Genomic DNA, 1174 nt, shown 5'->3' with positions numbered 1-1174 from the left:
AGCCGCGCGACAGGCCCGCGCCCGCGAGGTACAACTCGCCCACGCAGCCCGCCGAAACCGGCCGCAGGCGCTCGTCCAGCACGTAGGCGCGCATGTTGTCCATCGGGCCGCCGATCGGCAGCGCGGTATCGCTGCCGCGCACCGGCTCGGCGGTGGCGAAGGTGGTGGTCTCCGTCGGGCCGTAGACGTTCGCGACCACCGTCTGCGGGCAGGCCGCCCGGACCCGCGCGACCAGGGTCGGCGACACCACGTCTCCGCCGGTCCACACCTGGCGCAACCCGGCGAAGCAGGCCGGGTCCTCCTCGGCGAACAGGCCGAACAGGCCGATGGTGAGGAAGAGCCAGGTCACGCCGTGCTCGGCGACGAGCCGGGCGAGCGACTGCGCCGTCAGGTCCTCGGCAGGCGCCACGACGACGCGGCGGCCGGTCAGCAGCGGCGTCCACAGCTCGAAGGTGTTCGCGTCGAAGGAGTGCGGCGAGTGCATCAGCACCGCGTCCAGGTCCGGTCCGGCGAAGCGCCGGTCGGAGGCCAGCGCGACGACGTCGCGGTGGGTGACCGCCACGCCCTTGGGGCGGCCGGTCGATCCGGAGGTGTACATCACGTAGACGAGCTGACGCGGGTCGCCGGCGACGGCGAGCGGAGCACCCTCGACATCGGCCCCGGAGTCTACGGTCAGGACCGTGAGGCCGAGTTCGTCGGCCTGCGCGCGCAGCGTCTCGTCGGTCAGGACGACGCCGACGCGGGTCTCTGCGGTCAGCGCCTCGCGGTGGGCGAGAGGGTAGCGGGCGTCGAGCGGGACGTAGAAGCCGCCCGCCTTGACGATCGCGACGAGGGCGACGGTCAGCTCGGTGGAACGCTCCATCAGGACCGCCACGCCGCGCTCGGGGCCCACCCCCTCGGCGACCAGGCGCCAGGCGAGCCGCTCGGCGCGGGCGTCGAGTGCGGCGTAGCTGAGGCGCTCGCTGTCGGGGCCGACGACCGCGACGGCGTCCGGGGTCCGCGCCACCTGGGCGGCGAAGAGCTCCGGCAGGGTGGCGGCGGGGATCTCGGTGGCGGTGTCGTTCCACCGGGTCAGGATCCGGTGGCGCTCGGCGGGGTCGAGGATCGGGGCGTCCGCCACGGGCTGCGCCGGGTCGGCGAGGAGGCCGTCGAGCACCCGGACGAACCGGGTGGC

At 74.7% G+C, this 1174-nt stretch carries 1 protein-coding gene; it reads right to left on the bottom strand.

The annotated features are described in order from the left end of the window. Window positions 1–1174 (bottom strand): AMP-binding protein (locus AB0D10_RS46410; RefSeq protein WP_360269197.1); only part of this gene is annotated, 1174 nt, incomplete at both ends.

Source organism: Kitasatospora sp. NPDC048545 (assembly GCF_040651155.1).
In the GTDB taxonomy this organism is placed as follows: Bacteria; Actinomycetota; Actinomycetes; order Streptomycetales; family Streptomycetaceae; genus Kitasatospora.
Note: the sequence above shows the minus strand (reverse complement) of the source record. Positions and strands in the feature narration are given on the sequence as shown.